Source organism: Buchnera aphidicola (Tuberolachnus salignus), assembly GCF_900016785.1.
GTDB classification, from domain to species: Bacteria; Pseudomonadota; Gammaproteobacteria; order Enterobacterales; family Enterobacteriaceae; genus Buchnera_F; species Buchnera_F aphidicola_M.
The window spans coordinates 309,838-334,015 of sequence record NZ_LN890285.1; the positions used below are offsets into that span (position 1 = coordinate 309,838).

Below are 24,178 nucleotides of genomic sequence, written 5' to 3' on the forward strand. Positions count from 1 at the left end.
TAACAAATCATAATTTAATTATATCATTTTAAATTATGATTTTTTCAAAAAAAAATATTTTATAAATTATATTTAAAAATTTTTAATAAAAAAGTAGTATTTGCAGTTAAAAAAAATGTATTATAATGTATGTATTGATTTTTTAATGATACTTGTAAAAAAATTTTTTTTGTATTTATAAAAATAGCATAAAAAATTTTACCTACAGAATAAAAAATATTATTTCGAAAACAATAAATTGAATCTCCAATTTTAGGTAAAAAATTTGATATTCCTTTTATACAGATTAAATGTGTATTAAAAATTTTTTTTGTTTCTATTTTAAAAATCATTTCTTGTCCATAATAACATCCTTTTTTAAAATTAATAGCATTCCAAAATTTTAAATTTAATAATTGAGGTAAAAATTTTCCCATATTTTTTTGAGTTATAATAGGAAAATTTGACTCTATGTCTAATGATAACCATTGTATATAATTATTTTTTTGAATATCGATCGGAATTTTTTTTAAAAATTTAAATGTTAATGTTTTAGGAACTAATATTAAAACTCTAAAAATAGGAATACATATTTTTAAAAAAATATAATTTTTTATATATTCTATATTTTTTTTTATAAAAAAATTTTTCATAAAAATTTTAGACAAAAAATTCTCAGAATTTTTTCCTGAAATTCCAAAAAGATTAAAATTTGATAAAATATAAATTTTTATTTTGGAAAAAACAGAATATTTTTTTAATTCTAAAATTTGTTTTTTTACAATATCTGTAGGAATAAGATATAAATATCCTAAACGAAATAACATAATAATTAAAACACCCCAAACTTTACCATTATAATTACAATGAGCACCAATTTTATAATTTTTTAAAGTAATATGATCTATTTCAATTGAAAATTGTTGATTTAAATATTTTTTAGCATCCGAACCTAAAACATAAACTAAAGACAAATGTTCTATAGACATACAAGTTAATGGGAGAAATTTACTTAAAAAAATTTGAGTATTTAAATTATTAAAAAATTTCATATTTTAAAAACCTTCTTATATAAAATTATTATAAGTTCAATTATATTAATAATCTTCTCATGAAAAAATATGTTATTATTTATTAAAATTAATTTATAAAAAAAATTTTTAAAAAAATATTACATTTTTATATTTTAAATATTGTTCAAAAATATCTTATATAATTTTAAATTTTTAATCATAAAAATTTAGGTGAAAAAATGTCAGAATTTTTTAAAATTTTTAAACAAATTAACAAATTAAAAAAAAATATTATTTCTCTTCAGAGGAATCTTTGAAATTTCTTTATTAAGAGATAAAAAAAATATTTTATTTCTTTTAAAAAAATTTAAACATAAAATTTGCATTCATAAAGAAAAAAAAATTATTTTATTTAATCAAAAAATACAAGACATAAATGATTGGACTGCTATATTCTTAAAAGATTCAGATATTAATATTTTAAAAGAAATTAAAATATTATATCAAGACTTAAATAAAAATGTTAAAAAAATAGAAAAATATATCATGTTCTCAAATCAATATGATCAAAACAATTGTTACGTAGACATACAATCTGGATCAGGAGGTATTGAATCACAAGATTGGTCTAAAATATTATTAAAAATGTATATTCGGTGGGCTGCAAAAAAAAAATTAAAATCAAAAATTATTCAAGAAACTTGTGGAGAAATTACGGGACTGAAATCTGTTACATTAAAAATTACCGGTAAATATGCATTTGGATGGTTTCGTACTGAAACTGGAATACATCGTTTAGTTCGAAAAAGTCCTTTTGATACTGGAAATCGAAGACATACATCTTTTAGTTCTGTATTTGTATATCCTAGTATTAAAAAAAATACAAAAATCAATTTAAATCCTAATGATTTACGAATTGACGTTTATAGATCATCAGGAGCTGGCGGACAACATGTTAATCGAACAGAATCAGCTGTAAGAATCACACATATACCAACTGGTATAACAACTCAATGTCAAAACGATAGATCACAACATAAAAATAAAAATATAGCATTAAAACAATTATATTCTAAACTATATAATGTTAACTTAAAAAAAGAAAAAGATATAAAAAAAAAAATTAATAAAAATAAATTAACTATACGGTGGGGAAATCAAATAAGATCATATATTTTAGATAGTTCTCGGATTAAAGATATTCAAACTGGTATAGAAACTTCTGCAGTAAATTCAGTTTTAAACGGAAATTTACAAATTTTTGTAGAAACTAATTTAAAAAAAAATCAAGGTAAAAAAAATTGAAAAATGTTACTTGCCTAAAAAAAATAGATAAACAAAGTAATTCTGAATATATTGAACGAAAAAAAAAAATGATTAAATTAAAAAAAAAGGGATTTGATTTTCCGAACAACTTTTTTTTTAAAAATGCTACAAAAAAAATATTTAAAAAATATTCTCAAAACACAAAAGAAGAATTAAAACAACTAAATATTAAAACTCAAATTGCTGGACGAATTATAACTAAAAGAATTTTCGGAAAAGCAATATTTTTTCAAATACAAGATTTTGATCATGAAATTCAAATTTATATTGCTTCTCATAATTTTTCTATTTCTGAATATCAAAAAAAAATTTTAAAATTAGATATCGGAGATATAATAGGAATTTTTGGTATTTTTTTTAAAACTAATACTGGAAAATTTACTATTTATTGTACTAAAATTTTTTTATTAAATAAAAGCTTATATCCTTTACCAGATAAATATTATGGTTTACATAATCAAGAAACGAAATATCGAAAAAGATATTTAGATTTAATTGTTAATTTAAAAATAAAAAAAATTTTTATTATTAGATCAAAAATTTTATCTAAAATTCGATTTTTTATGCAAGAAAAAAAATTTATAGAAATTGAGACTCCTATGATGCATGATGTTCCTGGTGGAGCAACAGCAAAACCTTTTATTACATATAATAATTCTTTACAACAAAATATGTATTTACGTATTGCGCCAGAACTATATTTAAAACGTGTTATTATAGGTGGATTTAAAAAAATTTTTGAAATTAATAGAAATTTTCGAAATGAAGGTGTATCTACAAGACATAATCCAGAATTTACTATGATGGAAATTTATTCTGCTTATAAAACTTATAAGGATATGATTTTATTATTACAAGAAATTTTTTTATATTTAATTAACATTATATTTAATTCTTCAATTTTGAAATATCAACAACATTCTTTTAATTTTAAAAAAGAAATTAGAATTATGACCATGTGTGAAGCAATTTTAAAATTTAATCCTACCATTAAAAAAGAAAATTTAAAAGATTTCAAAAACGCAAAAATTTTAATGCAAACCTTAAAGTTTAAAATTGAATCCCATTGGACTTTAGGACATATCATTCACTATATTTTTGAAAAAACAACAGAAAAAAAATTAATTACTCCAACTTTTATTACAGAATATCCTATAGAAGTTTCTCCATTAGCTAAAACTCATCCAAAAAATGTTCAATTTACAGAAAGATTTGAATTTTTCTTATTTGGTTACGAAATTGCTAATGGATATTCTGAACTGAATGATTCTGAAGAACAAAAAAAACGTTTTAAACAACAAATACTATTAGAAAAAAAAGAAAAAATAAAAAATAGTTTTTATGATTTTGAATATATTTCAGCATTAGAATATGGACTTCCTCCAACTGCAGGTCTTGGAATTGGGATTGATCGATTAATTATGATTTTAACTAATCAAAATAATATTCGTGATGTTATTTTATTTCCATCTTTAAGACAAAAAACATAAAAATTATAATTATTTATAATTTTTTAAAAATTAGGAGAATATTATGAATAATATTATTTTAAAAAAAAAACATGTTTTTTTTTTAACTAAAACTTATAAAACACCATTATGGGTCTATAATGCAGAGATAATTCGACAACAAATTTTAAAATTAAAAAAATTTCAAATTGTTCGTTTTGCTCAAAAATCATGCTCTAATATACATATTTTAAAAATTATTCGAAAATGTGGAGCAAAAATTGATGCTGTTTCAATAGGGGAAATTGAAAGAGCATTAATTTCTGGTTTTAAAACCTATAGTAACGATATTGTTTTTACATCAGATATTTTTGAAAAAAAAAGTTTAAAAAAAGTTATAAAATATAAAATTCCTGTAAATTTAGGTTCTTTACATATGATTAAACAATTAGGAGAAAAATCTCCTAAACATCCAGTTTGGATACGAATTAATCCTAAATTTGGTCACGGTCATCACATAAAAACTAATACTGGTGGTGAAAATAGTAAACATGGTATTTGGAATTCTATTAAAGCTTTAAAATTATTAAAAAAATATAATTTAAACTTAATAGGTTTACATATGCATATTGGATCAGGAGTAGATTATTTACATTTAAAAAAAGTTAGTCAAGCTATGATTAAAGAAGCGATAAATTTAAATCAAAAAATAAATTTTATTTCTGCAGGTGGAGGCTTAACAATTCCGTATCACGAAAAAGAACAAGAAGTAAATCTTAACAATTATTATAAAATTTGGAATAAAGCAAAAAAAAAAATATCTAATTTTTTACAATGCCCTATCACATTAGAGATTGAACCTGGAAGATTTATTACTGCCCAATCTGGTATATTAATTTCAAAAATTTGTTCTATCAAAAAAAATCAAAAAAAATATTTTGTTATTTTGGATTCTGGATTTAATGATTTATTACGACCGGTATTATATGGTAGTTATCACAAAATCACAGTTATTCCAGGACCAAAACATATTTTTCATAAAAAATATAATATTGATGCTATAATATCCGGTCCTTTATGTGAATCAGGTGATCTTTTCACTGTTACTAAAACTGGATCTTTAATTACTAGAAAATTTCAAAACATTGCTTGCGGTGATTATTTAATTATTCATGATACTGGTGCATATGGCGCATCTATGTCTTCAAATTATAATAGCAGACCTTTAATTCCTGAAATATTATATGATCATAAAAAATTTAAACTTATTCGAAGAAGACAAACTATTCAAGAAATGTTATCGTTAGAAAATAATTAATATTTTTTAAACAAACATCGTAATAATTTTTATTTTTTAATAAAGTACACATAATATTTTTATTTAATGTTTTTTATTTGTTATCATAATAAAAAAAAATTTTAATTTATAAAAAATTATTTTTTAAAATATTTTATGATATTAAAAATAATTTTTTCACTCTATAACATAAAAAAAATATGGAAAAAAAAGTATATATTAAAACTTGGGGATGTCAAATGAACGAACATGATTCTGACTTACTCCAAAATATTTTAAAAAAGAAAAAATATATTATTGTAAAAAATCCAGAAATTTCAGATATTTTAATTTTAAATACATGTTCAATTCGTGAAAAAGCACAAGAAAAAGTATTTCACCAATTAGGACGCTGGAAAAAATTAAAAGATAAAAATAACAATATTATTATCGCAGTAGGTGGTTGCGTTGCTTCTCAAGAAGGAATAAAAATTTTTGAACGCGCAAAATTTATTAACATAATTTTTGGACCCCAAACATTACATAAATTACCAAATTTACTAAATAAAGTAACTAAAAAAAATCCTTTTTTTATTGATATTAAATTGAAGTCTTTAAAAAAATTTAATCTTAATTTTATTAAAACCATTCAAAAAAAATGTGTTGAATATGTATCTATTATAGAAGGATGCAATCAATTTTGTTCTTTTTGTATCGTACCATATACACGTGGAAAAGAAATCAGTCGACCTTCAAAAGATATATTATTAGAAATTAAAAAGTTATCTCAAACAGGAATACGTGAAATAATATTACTTGGTCAAAATGTTAACGCATATATAGAAAAGAAAAAAAATAAAATATATGATTTTTCTGATTTATTACTTGATATTTCAAAAATTGATAAAATTTTAAGAATTCGTTATGTTACAAGTCATCCAAAAAAATTTACTAATAAATTAATACAACTATATCAAAAAATTCCCAAATTAGTTAATTTTTTACATTTACCAGTACAAAGTGGTTCTAATCGAATTTTAAAATTAATGAAAAGAGGGTATACTATTGAAGAATATATTAATCTTATTTATCAAATAAAAAAAATTAGACCTCAGATGGTATTTAGTTCTGATTTTATTGTAGGGTATCCAGGAGAAACAAAAAAAGATTTTGAAAAAACAATTAATTTAATTAAAAATATTAATTTTGATACTAGTTTTAGTTTTTTATATTCTTCAAGACCGGGAACAAAAGCATCTAAATTAAAAGATTTTTTATCGTTAGAAGAAAAAAAAAAAAGATTATATAAATTACAAAAAATAATAAAATTACAATCTTTTCAATGGCGTCGACGTATGCTTGGAACGATACAAAATGTATTAGTAGAAGGAGTATCAAAAAAAAATCATGTAAAAGAATTATTTGGTAAAACTGAAAATAACCGTCAAGTTTATTTTTCTGGTGATTCCAGCTATATTGGAAAATTAGTAAAAATAAAAATTATAGAGATTAATTATAATTCTTTTTTAAAAGGAAAATTATTATAAATATATTTTTTAAAAAAAAATAACATTGATTTTTTCTCAATATATGAAAACAATTATAAAAATAAATATACAAAAAATTTGTAAAAAAAAAAATAATATTCCTTCTTTACAAGATTTTCAATATTGGTTGCATACTATATTAAAAGGTAAAAAAATTGAATTAACAATCAGAATAGTAGAAAAATATGAGATTAAAAATTTAAATTTTTTATATAGAAAAAAAAATAAAGTTACTAATGTTTTATCTTTTTTTTATAATACACAAATCAAAAAAAAGTCTTTATATTATTTAGGAGATATTGTATTTTGTAAAAAATATATAGAATACGAAATTTTTAAATACAAAAAAAATTACAAAGAACATTGGGCACATTTGACTATTCATTCTACATTACATTTGTTAAATTATAATCATGATACTTTAAAAGACCAAAAAAAAATGGAAAAATTAGAAACAAAATTAATGTTAAATTTAGGATACAAAAATCCTTATTAAAATTTTATTCTCATAAAAAATATATAGTTTTTTTTAAAAAATATTTATCATTTAATTAAATAATTAACTTTATTGGTATGAAAAATAAATTACATGTGTGAAAAATATATAACGACTGCAAATAAGAAATATAAAAAAAATTTTTTTTCTGAAATTATTTATAAATTTTTTAAAAAAGAACCAAAAAATCAAGAAGAATTATTAGAATTTATTAATATTTTAAAAAAGAAAAAACAATTAGACTCTGAAACTTCAAATATGTTAAAAGGTGTAATTGCTATTTCAAAAAAAAAAGTACAAGATATTATGATTCCGAGACCACATATTATATTTTTAAAATCTTATTATACATTTTCTAAATGTTTAAAAATTATTGTTACATCATCACATTCTCGTTTTCCAGTTATAAACCACGATAAAAATTTTGTAGAAGGTTTTTTAATTGCTAAAGATTTGTTAACTTTTTTAAATAATAAAAAAATTTCTTTTTCTTTAAAAAACGTACTTAGACCACCACTTTTAGTACCAGAAAGTAAATCTGTTGATAGTATGTTAAAATATTTTCAAGAAAAAAGATATCATATGGCTGTTGTGATTGATGAATTTGGAAGTATTTCTGGATTAATAACAATAGAAGATATCTTAGAATTAATTGTAGGAAATATTGAAGACGAATATGATCATAGAATAAATTATAAAAAAAATATTCAAAAAATAGACAATGATAATTATATTGTGATGGGATTAACTACGTTAAAACAATTTAACAAATACTTTCAAACTAAATACAATGATTTAGAAGTTGATACTATTGGTGGTTTATTATTAAAAAAAATTGGAAAAATTCCGAATAAAAATGAAAAAATTTATGTAAATTTTTTTATATTTACTATTTCTGTTGTAAATCGCCGACATATTATTCAAACTCACATGCAAATCAAAAAACAAAATTCTAAAGAAATTTTAAAAAAATAATATTTTATTATATGTTAAAAAATTTAATATTTTTTTATTAATTATTTTTTTAAAAAAAATTTTAAAACAATATTGGATATTTAAACAACATAAAATTTTTTTTAAAAAATAATATTTTAAAAATTTTATTATGTTTTAAATATATCCAGTATTGTACATAAATCAAAAATTTTTTTACTATTGAATTTTTTATTATAATATTTATAATAAAAAATTTTTTTATATAATATTTTTTATTTTAAAGGTATCTTATGGATCAGGAATATAACCCACGTGAAATTGAACATGTTGTACAAAAATATTGGGAAATAAAAAAAACATTTCAAGTATCTGAAAAATCTAAAAAAAAAAAATTTTATTGTTTACCTATGATGCCTTATCCTTCAGGAAATTTACATATGGGGCATATTCGTAATTACACAATTAGTGATATAATATCACGATTTCAAAGATTATTAGGAAAAAATGTATTACAACCTATAGGTTGGGATGCTTTCGGGTTACCAGCTGAACAAGCAGCTTTAACAAAAAATATAAATCCCAAGAAATGGACTTTAAATAATATTCAAAATATGCGAATACAATTAAAAAATTTAGGATTCAGTTATGATTGGAATCGAGAAATTATGACTTGTTCGTCTAAATATTATCGTTGGGAACAATGGTTTTTTATTCAATTATACAAAAAAAAATTAATTTATAAAAAAAATACTCAAGTAAATTGGTGTCCTCAAGATAAAACTGTTTTAGCAAATGAACAAGTAATACAAAATTCTTGTTGGAGATGTCAAACTCCTATAATTTTCAAAAAAAAATCACAATGGTTTTTAAAAATTACTACATATGCTGAAGAATTACTAAACAATTTAAAAATGTTACCTCAATGGCCTGTTGATGTTATTAATATGCAAAAAAAATGGATTGGAAAATCAATAGGTTTAAACATCGAATTTCAAATCATACAATATAAAAAAAAAATCCTAATTTATACTACAAAACCAAATACGATCTTAGATGTTGAATTTTTAGTTCTTTCTCCTGACCATTCTTTTTTAAAAATTTTAAAAAAAAAAAATGAATATATAAAAAAATTTATAAAAAATTACAAAAAAAATTATTTAAATAAAGAAAAATTTCTTCAACAACAATTATACGGAATTAATACTCAACATTATGTTATACATCCTATTACAAAAAAAAAAATTCCTATATGGAGTGGATATTATGTAAAATCTGATTACGCAACTGGAGCTATTATGGCAGTTCCTTTATTTAATCAAATAGATTTAAATTTTTCTATTTTTAACAATATTAAAATTAAAAAAAAAAATATCACAAAAAAAAATTTTTTTACGAAAAAAAATGATGATGTTATAAAAAAATTAATTAATAAAAAAATTGCATACAAAGTAAAATATTATAAATTAAAAGATTGGAGTATTTCTCGTCAACGATATTGGGGTGCCCCTATACCTGCTGCATATGAAAAAACTGGAAAAATTATAATGATTCCAGAAAATCAATTACCAGTATTATTACCTAAAAATTTAACAATTAACAAAAATAAAAATGTATTAAAAAATTATAAAAAATGGAAAAATGTAAAAATAAAAAACAAAATTGTACAACGTGAAACCGATACGTTAGATACTTTTTTTGAATCTTCTTGGTATTATATTAGATATACAAATCCACATTTTTTTAATGGTATGATAGATTTTCAAAAAGCAAAATATTGGTTACCAATTGATGTTTATATTGGAGGTATTGAACATGCTATCTTACATTTAATGTATTTTAGATTTTTTCATAAATTGTTAAGAGATTTTGGACTTCTTAAAACTGATGAACCTGCAAAAAAATTACTATGTCAAGGTATGGTTTTAGAAGATGCTTTTTATTATTTTTCTCCAAAAAAAGAAAAAATTTGGATTCAAAAAAAAAAAATAAAAATATTATTTAATTCAAGAAAAAAAATTATTTCAGCTATGTTAAAAGATGGTACAAATGTTCATTATGCTGGAAAAATTAAAATGTCTAAATCAAAAAAAAATGGAATTAATCCAAAAAAAATATTAAAAAAATACGGTTCCGATACATTACGTTTATTTTTAATGTTTGCTGCACCTATAGAATCATCATTAGAATGGCAAGAAAATGGATTAATTGGAATGCACAGATTTTTAAAAAAAATCTGGAATCTTGTTTATATTTTTAAGAAAAATATAATAATACAAAAAAAAAATATAATTCCATTAATAAAATTAGAAAATATTCATTTTAAATTAAATAACACTATCTTTCAAGTAACACAAGATTTAAAAAAAAAATATTCTTTTAATACAGCGATTTCACATATTATAAAATTTTTTAATTATTTTAAAAAAAAAATACAAAAATATAATATTAAAAAAAAATTTATTAAAAAAACTATTCAAATTATCTTACTTTTATTATATCCTTTTACTCCACATATATGTTTTGTCTTATGGAAAGAAATTAATCAAAAAATTACTCAAAATATTGATCAAGAAAAGTGGCCAGTTCCTAATTTAAAATATTTACTCCCTAAAACTACAAATATAATAATTCAAATTAATGGAAAAAAAAGGCATATTTTTAACGTTAACACACATAAAAAAAAATATGAAATAATTTTAAAAATCATTAAAAAAGAAAACATTAAAAAATATTTTAAAAATCATGATATAATAAAAATTATTTATGTTCCTTTAAAAATTATAAATTTTGTTATAAAATAAACAAATTTTATATATAATATATTTAATTTCAAAAAAAAAATAAAATATTCATCTTTATTATAGGAAAAAAAAATTTTTATTTACATTTTAATTAATAACAACGATATATTTTTACAAGAAAATATAAAAAATATTTTAAAAATTGAAAAAAACAATAATTTTTTTTATTATATATATGTTTCAATTAATAAAATTTCTGATTGGTCAATTATATTCCAAGAATGTAGTATGAAAAATTTTTTTTTTAAAAAAATAATTTTAATTATTACTATTTTGGAAAAAAAAATTACTATACAATTGAAAAAATATTTTAAAAAATTATTTCAAATTTTGACAAAGAATATTAAAATTATTTTTAAATTTTCACAATTAAAATATTCTAAAAATTATAAAAACATTTTTAAAAAATATTTTTTAAATAATTTTTTAATTATTTACGATAAAAAAGAAAATTTAAGAAATCAAGAAAATTGGATTAATATTAAAATAAAAAAAATTTCACAATTTATAGATACAAAACTCTCAAATTTTTTATTAACACAAAATACATTAAACATTTTAGAAATTTTTATTACTTTAAACAATTTGTTTATAATATATCCAAAAAAAAAAATTACATTTGAAAAATTTAAAAAATATCAAAAAAAAAATAATAAATTTGAATTATATCATTGGATTTATTCAATTATTTTAGGGAAAAAACAACATTCTATATTTATTTTAAAAAATTTAAAAAAATATAACATTCCTTTAAAAAATATCATACAATGTTTTAAAAATTTTATTATAACAATATTAAAAATTAAAAATAAAGAAATTACATTATTAAATTATTCCCAATTTTTTATTTTTAATACACATATCAATTTTAAAAAAATATATGATTTTTCTATAAAAAATAATATTCAAAAAATTTATTCTTCAATAAAGTTATTAAAAATAATTGATTACTATATTACAATTAATAAAATTTCTAATATTTGGATATATTTGCAAATATTATCGATAACATTATATTAATTTTTTTTTAAAAAAAATTATTTAAAAAATATATTTTTTTTATTAAAAAATAAAGATTATATAAAAAATATTATATTTTTTTCTATATATTAAGTATCTTAAAATGTTAAAAAAAAAATATCAATTAAATTTAAAAGGCTATCGTTGCCCAAATTTTCTTCTTACATTAAGAAAAAAAACTCGATTCGTATCATCAGGTCAAAAAATTATTATTTTAACTAATGATATCTCTAATCAAAGAGATATCATTACTTTTTGTCATTTTATGAATTATACATTGTTATCTTATAAAATTATAAAATTATCGTTTCAATATATTCTTAAAAAAAAATAAAAAAATTATAAAGAAATTAAAATGTTTAACATACGTCTTAATGGTTCAGAAGCACCCCATAATAATTGATCACCAACTGTAAATGCAGAACAATACAATGATCCAAAATTTAATTTTCTAATTCGTCCTATTGGAATATTCAAAGTACCTGACACTGAAATAGGATTTAAAAAGTTCATAGTTTCTTGTGGAGTATTAGAAATAATACGTACCCATGGATTATTATGTTTAATTAAAAGTTTTATATTATTAATAGAAATATCTTTTTTTAATTTAATTGTAAAAGATTGACTATGACAACGTAAAGAAGAAATTCGAACACAAGTTCCATCTATTGGAATATTTTGAACAGAATTTAAAATTTTGTTAGTTTCAAACATACCTTTCCATTCTTCTTTACTTTGTCCGTTTTTTTGTATGCTATCAATCCATGGTAACAAATTATTTACTAAAGGAAATTTTAAAAAATTTTTCGGAAAATTTTTATTATTACAAGCTTTAGATATTAAAGATTCTAATTCTAATATAGATTTATTTTTTTGTTTTTGAAAAATATTTACAAAATATTCCATTTGCAATAATAATTCTTTTAATTGTTGTGAACCTGCTCCAGAAATTGCTTGATAAGTAGAAACAGAAATCCATTCTATTAAATTATGTTGAAATAATCCTCCTAATGCTAATAACATTAAACTAACAGTACAATTTCCTCCAACAAAAGTTTTTATACCTTGATTTAATCCTTTTACAATACTATCATAATTAATCGGATCTAAAATAATTATTGAATTAGAATCTGTTCGTAAAAGAGAAGAGGAATCTATCCAAAATCCTTGCCAATTAATTTTTTTTAATTTTTTATAAACACATTTTGTATATTCTGCTCCTTGACATGTTATAATAATATGGAGTTCTTTTAAAAAATCTATATCATATGCATCATATAAAATAGAAATTTTACCATTTTTTAAATAAGGACCTTTTTTTCCTATTTGAGATGTTGTAAAAAAAAAAGGATCAATTTTTTCAAAATCATTTTCTTCTTTCATACGATTTAATAACACAGAACCTACCATTCCTCTCCAACCTATAAAACCTACCTTATATTTCATAATTTTTAAAATCTCTCAAAAAAATTAAAAAATTTTTAAATTTTTTAATTATAATTTTTCATATTAAAAATATATTATTATATTATATTATTTATAAAATTTTTATAAAAAATATACTTTTTTTTTAAAAAAAAAGATAAAATTAAATTTTATAATAAAAATATATTAAATTTTTTTTATAGGAGTTAGTATATCATGTTCAATACCATTCTTTCTTTCACAATTTTATTTTTTATTATTATGGATCCTTTAGGAAATTTACCTATTTTTATTTCGATTTTAAAAAATTTTTCTGTTCAAAAAAAAAGAATGATAATTTGTAGAGAATTATTATTAGCATTAATCATTATGTGTTTTTTCCTTTTTACTGGTGAAAATATTCTAAAAATTTTGCATTTAAAAATTTATTCAATTTCTATTGCTGGAGGTTTAATATTATTTTTAATTTCTATTAAAATGATTTTTCCAGAATATACTCTTCCTCAAAAAAATAATATTATGCTAGAAGAACCTTTTTTAGTACCTCTTGCAATTCCTTTAATATCTGGTCCTTCTTTATTAGCTACTTTAATCTTATTATCTAAACAATATACTTCTAAAATTTGGTATATTTTTAGTGCTGTAATTATTTCTTGGTGTATAACTTCAATAATTTTATTATCTTCAGATTTTTTTTCAAAATTTTTAGGTGAAAAAGGATTAAAAGCTATAGAAAAAATTATGGGATTAATTTTAATTATGTTATCTACTCAAATGTTTTTAGATGGTTTAAAAATTTGGATAAAATAATTTTTTTTAAAAAAAATATATTTTTTAAGATTTTAAAGATTTTTTTATGTATTATATAATATAAAATATAATAAATAACTATTCAGGATATTCTTTATATGAACCAAATGAAAGATTTTAATTTAAATCAAAAAAAAATCTTAATACGAATGGATTTAAACGTACCAATACATAATGGAATTATCACTTCACATACTCGTATTAATAAATCTATCCCTACTATTTTATTTGCATTATCAAAAAATGCTCAAATAATTATTGCTTCTCATTTAGGGCGCCCTCAAGAAGGAAAATATGAAAAAAAGTTTTCTTTATTTCCTGTATTTAAATATTTAGAAAAAAAATTAAAAAATGTATCTATGTGTTTTATAAAAAATTATTTAAATGGTATTAAAAAAAATAATTATTCTATTATTTTTTTAGAAAATGTTCGGTTTAATATTGGAGAAAAACAAAATAACATCGAACTATCAAAAAAATATGCAAATTTATGTGATATTTTTGTTATGGATGCTTTTGCAACTGCTCATCGAAAAGAATCGTCAACCTTTGGAATTTGTCAATTTGCTTCCAAAATATGCGCAGGTCCTTTATTAATTTCTGAAATAAAAAATTTAAATATTATTTTATTAAAACCCAAAAAACCATTAATTACTATTATTGGAGGTTCTAAAGTCTCTACAAAATTTAAACTTTTAAAATCATTAATTAAAATTACTGATTTTTTAATCGTAGGAGGAGGTATAGCTAATACTTTTATAGCAATTAATAATAACGTAGGAAAATCTTTATATGAACCTAATTTTGTTCAAGAAGCTAAAAAATTACTTGCAACACAAAAAATTATTATGCCTTTAGATTCACGTGTCGGAACGTCTTTTTCGAATAATACCCAATCTTATGTTAGAAAATTAAATGAAATACAAAATCATGAAGAAATTATGGACATTGGAGACCAAACTATTAAATATTATCAAAAAATTATTTCAAAAGCACGTACTATTCTTTGGAATGGACCTGTCGGAGTATTTGAATTTTCTAATTTTAGTTTAGGAACACAAAAAATTGCTGAATCTATTGTGCAAAGCAAAGCTTTTTCAGTAGCAGGTGGTGGAGATACTTTATCAGTTATCAAATTATTTAATTTAAAAAAAAAGATTTCTTATATTTCAACTGGAGGAGGCTCATTTTTGGAATTTATTGAAAAAGGAACTTTGCCAGTACTTTCTTTATTAAATAAAAAAAAATCATAAACATTTTTTAAAAGAGAAAAAATATGTGTAAAATTTTAGAATTAGTTAATCCTGGCGTAGTAACTGCAGAAGAAATGAATATTATTTTTTCATTAGCGAAAAAAAAGAAATTTGCTTTACCTGCTGTAAACTGTATTGATATGAATTCCATTAATAGTACATTAGAAACTGCTTTTCGGATGCAATCACCAGTAATTATTCAATTTTCTTATGGTGGAGCTTCTTTTATGAGTGGATTGGGTTTAAAATCACAAGAAAAACATATTCCAGCAATTTTAGGTGCTATTTCTGGTGCAAAACATGTTCATTTAATGGCTAAGAAATATAAAATTCCAGTTATTTTACATACTGATCATTGTCATAAAAAAATTTTACCATGGATAAATGCTTTGTTAAAACAAGGAAAAAAACATTTTTTAAAATATAAACGACCACTTTTTTCTTCCCATATGATAGATTTATCTATAGAAACTTTATCTACAAATTTAAAATTTTCAAAAAAATATTTAAAAAAATTAAAAAAAATAAATATGTTTTTAGAATTTGAATTAGGATGTACAGGAGGAGAAGAAGATGGAATTGATAATACAAATCTTAAAAAAGATTTATTATATACTGATCCTACTTCTATTATTTATTTTTATAAAAAATTAAAAAAAATTAGTAAAAATTTTATGATTGCTGCTTCTTTTGGAAATATACATGGTGTATATCAACCAGGTAAAGTTGCTTTAAAACCTACAATTTTAAAAGAATCTCAAAAAATTTTAAATTCACAAAATACTATATATAATAACCCTATTAATTTTGTTTTTCATGGAGGTTCAGGAACGCAAGATTCAGAAATCCAAGAAGCAATTAATTATGGAGTAATAAAATTTAATATTGATACCGATATACAATGGGCTACATGGAACGGAATTTTAAATTATTATAAAAATAATAAAAATTATTTACAAAAACAATTAGGAAATCCTCAAGGACCAAATCAACCAAACAAAAAATATTATGATCCAAGAATATGGATTCGTTTTTCTCAAAAATATGTCATAAAAAAATTAGAAAATTTATTCAAAAAATTAAATTCTATAAATGTTTTATAAAATTTTTCAAATATATTCTCTATTTTTATAGTAATATTTGTAATTCAGAAAAAAAAAAACTATAATTATAATTATATAAAATCATATTTTTATAATATATAAAAATTTTTTAATTATATAAATTAAAAAATATATTCATTTTAATAAAATTATTTAATATTTAATATTTTATTATTTTTTAAGTTTTTATAAATATTTTAACAAAATAGGCACCATTATCGAAGAATTACACGTAATTAGCGACATAAATTATTTTGGAAGTTGGATAATCAAATATCATACATTATTATTCGCATATCTTTTTAATTTTTCAACTGTGATTATAATTTTATTAGTTGGAATTTTTTTAGGCCGTTTTGTTTCCAATAGTCTTTATAAAATTTTACTATTTAAAAATGTTGATATTACAATTTCGGGATTTGTTTCTACTTTAATAAATTATATAATTATTTCGATAGCATTCATTATAATTTTGGGTAGAATAGGTGTACAAACAACTTCCGTAATTACAATTTTAGGAACAGCCGGAATGGCGGTTGGATTAGCACTCCAAGGTTCACTTGCTAATTTTGCTGCTGGAGTTTTATTAATTATTTTTCGACCTTTAAAAACTGGAGAATATGTTAATTTAGGATCTATTTCTGGTACAGTGATTTATGTACATATTTTCTATACTACTTTAAGATCTTTAGATGGTAAGAGAATTGTAGTTCCAAATGGGAAAATTATATCTGGAAACATTGTTAATTATTCTCGAGAACCTATTCGTAGAAACGAATTTTCAATTAATGTTTCATATGATTCTGATGTTGATTTAGTAATAAAAATTTTAAAAAAAGTATTAAAAAATGAAAAAAGAGTTATACAAGAAAAAGGTATTTTAGTTGGCTTAAAAGAATTTGCTCCATTTTCTTTAAATTTTAAAGTAAGATGTTGGAGCGATACAAAAGATTTAAATGCAGTTTATTGGGATTTAATGTTAAAATTTAAAAAAACTTTAGATAAAAATCATATTTCTATACCTAATCCTCAAATGGATGTATATTTATATCAAAAAAATAAGAATAAAAAAATATTTCATAAAAAAAATTTATGGCGTAGTTAAAAAAATATCTACGCCATATAACTATTTAAAAAATTTTAAGGTAAGAAATGTTAGATATTTACCAATCTAATGATATTAAAAAACTTTTTAAAATTATTTGCAATATTCTAAAAAAAAAAAAAAATATTTTTAAAAAAGAAATTTTTTTAATTGATGATAAAATTTTAAAAAAATGGATCCAAATTTATATTGCAAAAAAGAATAAAATTAGTGCTAATATACAATTTTTTTCTTGTCAAAAATATTTACTTAATATTTTAGAAGAAAAAAACAATTGTATATTAAAAAAAAATTTTTCTATTTTTAATCAAAAAGATTTAATTTGGATATTAATAATATTAATAGAAAAAAAAAAAATTCAAATAAATTTTTTACAAAATATCACTTATGAAAAAAAAATACAATTTTGTACATTATTAGCAAAAACATTTTCTCAATATATTTTTGAAGATCCTACATATATTTTTCTTTTTGAAAACAAAGATTATTTTAATAAAAAAAACTCAAAAAAAAATTTACAAAAAAAAATTTGGAATATTTTAATAAACTTTATTACAAAAAAACATAAAAAATTTTCATTTTCTCAAATGTTACAATTTTTTATAAAAAACAATTCTTTAAAAAAAAAAAGTTCTAAAAGAATATTTATTTTTTCGAACAATATTTATAAACCATTAAATATTTTTATTTTAATGATATTACAAAAAAATATATTTATTTATTTATTTGAATATGTTTCAATATTCAAAAAATTTATTTGGTATAATAAAAATTTTCAAAAAAAAATCGATATATTATCTTCAAAATATTCAAAAAATTTTTTATTTTTTTTTTGGAAAATTCAAAAAAAATTTTTTAAAAAACCACGAAAAAAAATATTTGATATTACGAACAAAACTATATTAAAAACTATTCAAAAAAAAATTTTATATTATAAAAATACTATTATCCCCAAACAAAAAAAAATAATTAATAAAATAGATAATTCAATATATTTTTTTCATTCTTGTACAAAAAGAACTGAAGTTGAAAATGTTTTTAAATATTTATTAGATCAATTTAAAAAAAATCCATTTTTAAATCCTTCAGATATTTTAATTACATCTTTACATATAAAAAAATATTTTTTTTATATAAATACAATTTTTTCTTCTAATTTAATAAAAAATTCTTTTTTAATATATAAAAAAAATAAAAAATTTAAAACTCAAGAAAACATTTTATTTACATTAAAAAATTTATTAAAATTACCTTTACAAGAATTTAAATATCATTGGGTTTTAAATTTATTAGATCTTTCTTTAATTAGAAAAAAATTTTTTATTAAAAATAATGAAATCTCGAAATTATACGCTTTATTTGAAAATATTGGAAAATATTGGGGATTTGATAATGAACATTTTAAAAAAATGTCCTTACCTAATTTACCGTTTCATTCATGGGAATATTTTATTAAAAGAATAGTAGTAGGACTTTTTTTAAACACAGAATATGGAATTTGGTCTAAAATTTTACCATATGATGTTTCAACCATTCAAGGTCGAGAATTATTAGGTAAATTTATAAATTTTCTATATATTTTGAATAATTGGAGAAAAATTTTATCAAAAAAATATATGTTAAAAAATTGGATTAAAATATTAAAAAAATTTGTTAATGAAATATTTAATATTACTTTTAAATGGAAAAAATTTTTTTATTTAATATGTCAAAATTTTTTTAAAAATATTAAAATGGGAATTTTTTTAAATTATAAAAAAAAAATTTCAATAAATTTTTTGTTAAAAGAAAAATTTCTTAATTTGTCTACAATAAAAAATTATCAAAATTTTTTTACAGGAACAATTAATTTTGGTGATTTATGTACTTCACATATGTTACCGTTTAAAATTATTTGTATTTTAGGTTGTCAAAAATTAATAGAAAATAACTTAAATAAAAAAAATTTTTTAACATTATTTCAATATAATAAAAATATAAAATATGATATTTATAAAAATTTAAAACATAGAAATTTTTTTTTTAATTCCGTTATGTCTGCCAAAAATATTTTATATTTAAGTTATAATATAAAAAAAAAACTTAAAAAAAAACCTATTTTTATAGAAGAACTGAGAAAAATAATTAAAAATAATTTTTATATTTTAAAAAAAGAAAAAAAAACTTCTATTTTAAAAAAAATATTTTTCTCAGAAAAAAACACTTCATATTTACAATTTAAAAAAAATATTTTTTTTAAAAAGAAAAAAGATAAAAATTTAAATTTTAATTGTTTAAAAAAAAGCATATGTGTTAAAAAATATTATACAAATATTTTATACATAAAAGATTTTATTCAATTCTGGAAAAATCCAATTAAATATTTTTTTAAAAATAGTTTAAAACTTAATTTTAATATTCATCAAAAAAATGATTCTCACTTAGAAGAACCTTTTTTATTAAATTCATTACAAAAATTTTTTATTAATGAAAAAACATTAAATGCATTAATTAATAAAAAAAAAATTCCTCAATTCGAAAATTATCAAAAAAAAAGCGTTTTACCAAATTCTGAAATAGGAAAAATTTATTGGAAATTAGAACAAAAAAAAATTAATAAATTATTTCAAAAAATAAAAAAAAAAATAAAAAAAGAAAAAAAAATTAAAATAAAATATTTATATAATAAAACTTATCTGCAAGGAACATTAAAAAATATTTATAATACACAAATAATTCGTTGGACTCATACGATATTACAACCAAAACATATTATTTCTGTATGGTTAGAACATTTAATATATTGTACGATGGGATATCGAAAAAATAGTTTATTATATAGTTTAAAATCAGAAATATTAGAATTTAAAATTTTAAATTCCGAAAAAGCTAAAAAATATTTAAATCAATATATTCAAGGATATTATACTGGAATAAAAAAACCTATATTATTATTAAAATCTGGAATTTTTTGGTTAGAATTTTTATATTCTCATTTTAAAAAAAAAAAATATAATAAAAAAAAAATTTATATACAAGCAGAAAAAAATTTTTTTTCTATATGGAATAATAACATTATATTCCCAGGAGAAAAAAAAGATTTATATATTGAAAAAATAATTCCCCATTTAACATCAAATATTTTTAAAAAAATTAAAAAAACCAGCATATATTGGTGGTCACCTATTTTAAAATATACACAGTTTATAAAAAAAAAATTATATGAATAAAATTAATTCTTTATTTACTGAATTTCCTAAAAAAGGAATTACTTTAATCGAGGCTTCAGCAGGAACTGGTAAAACATTTACAATTATTAAATTATATTTTACATTATTATTTAATACATTTTTAAAAAAAAAAAAATATAATTATTCTATTAAAAATTTATTATTACTAACATTTACTAAAAATTCTCAATTAGAATTAAAAAGTCGTATTTTTAATTATTTTAAAAAAATAAAAAAAAAATATATTCAAAAAAAAAAAATTTTAAAAAATAAAACCATTGAAGACACTTTTAATTTTTTTGAAAAAATTGAAAAAAATATCTGTGATTTAGAAATATATACAATTCATAGTTTTTTTTGGAAAATTTTAATTGAAAATCAATTCATTTGTTCTAATGAAATTCCAAAAAAAATTTTAAAAAATATTCATAAATTATTATTAAAATCAACTAAATATTTTTGGAGAAAAATTTTTTATACTTTAGAAAAAAATGTTCTTTATATTTTATTAAAAAAATGGAAAACACCGATAATATTATATAAAACTATTATTTCTTTCACAAAATTTCAAAAAAATATCTATAAAATTTATCCTACTCGAGAAATTTTAACAAAACAACATAATCATTTCTTAAAGATTATAAAAAACACTAAAATTTTATGGATTAAAGAAAAAAAAAAAATTTTACCTTTTTTAAAAAATTTTAAACTAAATAAAAGAATTTATACATTGAAAAATACTATTAATTGGATAAATCAAATTACAAAATGGGCTTTTGAAAAAACAAAAGATTATTTTTTACCAAAAATATTAAAATATTTTTCTAATCAAAAATTAAAATTTAAAAAAAAAAATAAAAATTTAAAAAATTTATTAATTTTTCAAAATATAGAAAATCTGTTGCAAACTAATTTTTCATTAAATGAAATTTTTTTAAAATTATCTACAATAGAAATATTTTTTATTTTTCAAAAAATAAAAATTAAAAAAAACTATATAGATTTTGATGATATTAATAAATTAATTTTAAAAAATATCAAAAAAAAAAAATCATTATTAAAAAAAAATATTCAAAAAAAATATCCTATTATTTTTGTTGATGAATGTCAAGATATAGATATGATACAAAATAAAATTTTTCTTTTTTTATATCAGAAATCTAAAATAAATTCTTTAATTTTAGTTGGAGATCCAAAACAATCAATTTATAGTTTTCGTAATGCGGATTTAAAATATTATTTTTTTTTTCAAAAAATAGCAAAAAAAAAATATTTTTTAAATACAAATTATAGATCGTCTCCTAATATTGTACATGCTATTAATGAATTATTTGGATATAAAAATTTTCCTTTTATTTTAAAAAAATTATTATATCAAAATTCTAAAATTAATATGAAAAATAAACATTTTAGTTTTTTTGTAAAAAACGTTAAACAAAAATCTCTAAAATTTTTTTTATGTTCTCAAAAACAAATTACAAAAAAAGAATACTTTAAAATTTCTGCTAAAGAATGCGCATATAGTATTGCAAATTGGATTTTATTAAAATCTCAAAAAAAAACTACTATTACTTTTCAAAAAAATAAACATATAAATCTTTTACCTAAAGATATTGCAGTTTTAGTAAAAAACAAAAATGAAGCAAAGATAATTAAAAAAGAACTATCTAAAATTAATATTAAATCTTTTTATACTTCTGAAAAAAAAAATTTTTTTTTAAAAAAAATTACATTAGAAATATTATGGATTTTAGAATATATTCTTGATATAGAAAATGAAAATAAATTTCAAAAAATATTATTAACTAAATTTTTTTACGAAAATATTTATGAAATACATCAAATAAATTTAAAAATTAAAAAAAAAATAAAAATACAAAAAAAAATAAAAAAATATTCTAAAATTTGGAAAAAAAATGGTATTTTTGAAATGTTTTATAATATCTATCAAAATTCAAAAAATATTTTTAAAATTAATTATAAAGAATTTATAAAAATTATTACTATTTTAGAAAAAAAAGATCAAACCATCAAAAATAAAATTTTTTTTGTTCAATGGTTAAAGTCTAAAATTCAAAAAAATTCTGAATATTCTATTGATGATCAAGAAATTAGTAATTTTTCAAAAAATTATGTGCAAATTATAACTATTTTTAAATCTAAAGGATTAGAATATCCAATTGTTTGGATACCTTTTTTGAATTTTTATGATCAAAAAATTAATTTATTTTTTAAAACTAACATTAAAATTCAAAAAAAAAACATAATAATTCAAAATATCCATAAAAATTGTAAAAATTTAGAAAAAAAAAATTTTTCAGAAGAACTAAGGCTTTTATATGTTGCATTAACTCGTTGCCAGATACATTGTTGTATTAGTCTCGCTTTTATATTACATAAAAAAAAAAAAAATAATAATTCATTAAACTTTTTGTTGAAAAATAGAATTAATAAAAAAAAATTATTTTTTAAAAATTATTTACAAAATACGTCTAAAAATATTATTCAAATTTATGATACTAAAACAATATTAAAATTTAAAAATATAACCTCATTTTACAAAAAAAAAAATATACAAAAAAATTTTATAAAAATTTTATTACCTTGGGAAATTTTAAGTTATTCTAAAATTCTAAAAAAACAAAAAAAAAACATACAAAATATACATTTTTTTTCTAAAAATAATCAAAAATTTAATACTAAAAAAAAAATTAATGTTTATACTTCATATAATTTTCCTTCTGGAAAAGAATATGGAAAATTATTACATAAAATATTAAAAAATATTAATTTTTTTAAAATTTCAAAAAATTTTCAAATTAATTTAAAAAAATATTCAGACTTAATATCAAAAAAAAAACAAAATTTTTTATCCAAATGGATTTATAATATTATTCATTGCCCAATATTATCTCATTCATTTTCTTTAAATCAATTAAAAAAAAATCAATATATTCAAGAAATGCAGTTTTATATCCCAATTGAAAAACAATTTGATGTCATAAAATTTAATAAAATTATTAAAAATTTTGATTTCAACTCTCAAATTTTACCTGAAATAGAATATTCTTGTATCACAGGTATGTTAACTGGATTTATTGATTTAATATGTTTTTGGAATAATCAATATTTTATCATCGATTATAAAACTAATTTATTAGGACCTAAAAATAAAGATTATAATAAAAAAAATATCAAAATAGAAATTATGAAACATCGTTACGATATTCAATATCAAATTTATAGTTTAGCGTTACATCGATATTTAAAAAATAATTTACAAAATTATCAGTTTACTATTCATTTCGGTGGAATTATATATCTCTTTTTAAGAGCATTTGACAACATCAAAAATAAAAATGGTATTTTTTTTCATCAACCCAAAAAAATCTTAATTGAAAAATTAGATTTACTTTTTTCCGGAAAATAAA

Annotated in this window: 17 protein-coding genes; 15 read left to right on the plus strand and 2 right to left on the minus strand. The window is 18.6% G+C overall.

Translation table 11 applies throughout. From position 1 onward, the window contains the following. Nucleotides 1–59: 59 nt before the first annotated feature. Nucleotides 60–1,031 carry a hypothetical protein gene (locus BTSPAZIEG_RS01445; RefSeq protein WP_075472750.1) on the minus strand — a complete coding sequence of 324 codons (972 nt, stop codon included), beginning with the start codon at nt 1,029–1,031 and terminating at the stop codon, nt 60–62. 249 nt (nt 1,032–1,280) lie between these two features. Here BTSPAZIEG_RS01445 and prfB point away from each other — a divergent pair, with 249 nt between their 5' ends. The 9 genes from prfB (at nt 1,281) to BTSPAZIEG_RS01490 (ending at nt 12,176) form a co-directional block, all read left to right on the plus strand. After that, the gene (gene prfB, locus BTSPAZIEG_RS01450; RefSeq protein WP_154017298.1) at nt 1,281–2,297 is read left to right on the plus strand and encodes a peptide chain release factor 2; all 1,017 of its coding nucleotides are present in this window, start codon (nt 1,281–1,283) and stop codon (nt 2,295–2,297) included. A 68-nt stretch (nt 2,298–2,365) separates the two neighbouring features. Further along, nucleotides 2,366–3,808 carry a lysine--tRNA ligase gene (gene lysS / locus BTSPAZIEG_RS01455; protein WP_082252456.1) on the plus strand — a complete coding sequence of 481 codons (1,443 nt, stop codon included), beginning with the start codon at nt 2,366–2,368 and terminating at the stop codon, nt 3,806–3,808. A gap of 43 nt (nt 3,809–3,851) precedes the next feature. Next, a complete protein-coding gene (gene lysA / locus BTSPAZIEG_RS01460; protein ID WP_075472756.1) occupies nt 3,852–5,084 on the plus strand; it encodes a diaminopimelate decarboxylase in 1,233 nt (410 codons plus the stop codon). A 179-nt stretch (nt 5,085–5,263) separates the two neighbouring features. Further along, complete coding sequence (gene miaB, locus BTSPAZIEG_RS01465; RefSeq protein ID WP_075472758.1) at nt 5,264–6,589, plus strand: tRNA (N6-isopentenyl adenosine(37)-C2)-methylthiotransferase MiaB; 1,326 nt, start codon at nt 5,264–5,266, stop codon at nt 6,587–6,589. Between the two features lie 43 nt (nt 6,590–6,632). Next, the gene (ybeY, locus tag BTSPAZIEG_RS01470) at nt 6,633–7,085 is read left to right on the plus strand and encodes an rRNA maturation RNase YbeY (protein WP_075472760.1); all 453 of its coding nucleotides are present in this window, start codon (nt 6,633–6,635) and stop codon (nt 7,083–7,085) included. A gap of 93 nt (nt 7,086–7,178) precedes the next feature. Next, nucleotides 7,179–8,060 (plus strand): CBS domain-containing protein, encoded by an 882-nt coding sequence (locus tag BTSPAZIEG_RS01475; RefSeq protein WP_075472762.1) that lies wholly within the window; start codon nt 7,179–7,181, stop codon nt 8,058–8,060. Nucleotides 8,061–8,311: 251 nt separating this feature from the next. Beyond that, a complete protein-coding gene (leuS, locus tag BTSPAZIEG_RS01480) occupies nt 8,312–10,822 on the plus strand; it encodes a leucine--tRNA ligase (protein ID WP_075472764.1) in 2,511 nt (836 codons plus the stop codon). Between the two features lie 228 nt (nt 10,823–11,050). Next, nucleotides 11,051–11,842 (plus strand): hypothetical protein, encoded by a 792-nt coding sequence (locus BTSPAZIEG_RS01485; RefSeq protein ID WP_075472766.1) that lies wholly within the window; start codon nt 11,051–11,053, stop codon nt 11,840–11,842. 103 nt (nt 11,843–11,945) lie between these two features. Beyond that, complete coding sequence (locus BTSPAZIEG_RS01490) at nt 11,946–12,176, plus strand: sulfurtransferase TusA family protein (protein ID WP_075472768.1); 231 nt, start codon at nt 11,946–11,948, stop codon at nt 12,174–12,176. Nucleotides 12,177–12,181: 5 nt separating this feature from the next. Here BTSPAZIEG_RS01490 and asd read toward each other — a convergent pair whose 3' ends face one another. Further along, nucleotides 12,182–13,288 carry an aspartate-semialdehyde dehydrogenase gene (gene asd, locus BTSPAZIEG_RS01495; RefSeq protein ID WP_075472770.1) on the minus strand — a complete coding sequence of 369 codons (1,107 nt, stop codon included), beginning with the start codon at nt 13,286–13,288 and terminating at the stop codon, nt 12,182–12,184. A 195-nt stretch (nt 13,289–13,483) separates the two neighbouring features. On the opposite strand from asd, the gene BTSPAZIEG_RS01500 reads away from it, so the two are divergent. The 6 genes from BTSPAZIEG_RS01500 to recB all read left to right on the plus strand — a co-directional run bounded on the left by BTSPAZIEG_RS01500 (nt 13,484) and on the right by recB (nt 24,177). Continuing rightward, nucleotides 13,484–14,077, plus strand: coding sequence for a YhgN family NAAT transporter (locus BTSPAZIEG_RS01500; protein ID WP_075472772.1), 594 nt, complete (start codon nt 13,484–13,486; stop codon nt 14,075–14,077). Between the two features lie 98 nt (nt 14,078–14,175). After that, the gene (locus tag BTSPAZIEG_RS01505) at nt 14,176–15,330 is read left to right on the plus strand and encodes a phosphoglycerate kinase (protein WP_075472775.1); all 1,155 of its coding nucleotides are present in this window, start codon (nt 14,176–14,178) and stop codon (nt 15,328–15,330) included. 23 nt (nt 15,331–15,353) lie between these two features. Further along, entirely contained in the window at nt 15,354–16,433 is a 1,080-nt protein-coding gene (gene fbaA / locus BTSPAZIEG_RS01510) for a class II fructose-bisphosphate aldolase (RefSeq protein ID WP_075472777.1), read from the plus strand. A gap of 217 nt (nt 16,434–16,650) precedes the next feature. Continuing rightward, entirely contained in the window at nt 16,651–17,538 is an 888-nt protein-coding gene (gene mscS, locus BTSPAZIEG_RS01515) for a small-conductance mechanosensitive channel MscS (protein WP_075472779.1), read from the plus strand. 47 nt (nt 17,539–17,585) lie between these two features. Then, complete coding sequence (locus BTSPAZIEG_RS01520; protein WP_075472781.1) at nt 17,586–20,747, plus strand: exodeoxyribonuclease V subunit gamma; 3,162 nt, start codon at nt 17,586–17,588, stop codon at nt 20,745–20,747. Continuing rightward, a complete protein-coding gene (gene recB / locus BTSPAZIEG_RS01525) occupies nt 20,740–24,177 on the plus strand; it encodes an exodeoxyribonuclease V subunit beta (protein WP_075472783.1) in 3,438 nt (1,145 codons plus the stop codon). Before BTSPAZIEG_RS01520 ends, recB begins: the two co-directional genes overlap by 8 nt. The last annotated feature ends 1 nt before the right edge of the window (nt 24,178 follow it).